Below are 567 nucleotides of genomic sequence, written 5' to 3'. Positions count from 1 at the left end.
ATCCGTATCGCCCACGACGCCGACGAACTGCGTCGGGAATTCCCCATCGCCCAGCGCGAGGCGCAGGCCGCCTTCGGTTCGCCGGCGGTGTACCTGGAGCGTTTCATCCGCCAGGCACGGCACATCGAAGTGCAGATCCTCGGCGATGGCGAGCGCGCGGTGCATCTGTTCGAACGCGAATGCTCGCTGCAGCGGCGGCGCCAGAAGGTCTTCGAGGAGGCACCTTCGGCGGCCTTGCAATCAACTGGATGCGACAGGCCCCTGAGCAAGGACTTGAGTGGATGGGAAGGATCCTCGGCAACCTAGGTCTGGTGAAGTACGCACAGAAGTTCCAGGGCAGAGTCACCATGACCACAGACACATCCTCGAGCACAGCCTACATGGAACTGAGGAACCTGAGATCTGACGACACGGCCGTGTATTACTGTGCGAGAGATGGGGCGCCTAGGGATAGAATAGGAGAAAGTGGGAGCTATCCCTTTGACTACTGGGGCCAGGGAACCCTGGTCACCGTCTCCTCAGGGAGTGCATCCGCCCCAACCCTTACTAGTGGCCAGGCCGGCCAGG

The 567-nt window shown here is 61.7% G+C and carries 2 protein-coding genes; both read left to right on the top strand.

Annotated features, from left to right (window positions below; all coding sequences use genetic code 11):
- Positions 1-306, top strand: a 306-nt coding sequence (locus tag ACYVJG_RS12925) for an ATP-binding protein (RefSeq protein WP_460431417.1), incomplete at its 5' end; no start/stop codon positions are given.
- Positions 249-567, top strand: a 319-nt coding sequence (locus tag ACYVJG_RS12920; protein ID WP_460431416.1) for an immunoglobulin domain-containing family protein, incomplete at its 3' end; no start/stop codon positions are given. The genes ACYVJG_RS12925 and ACYVJG_RS12920, both read left to right, overlap by 58 nt.

The organism is Aquaspirillum soli, from assembly GCF_054781915.1.
The sequence above is the reverse complement of the archived record's forward strand: the minus strand, read 5'-3'. Positions and strand labels throughout refer to the sequence as shown.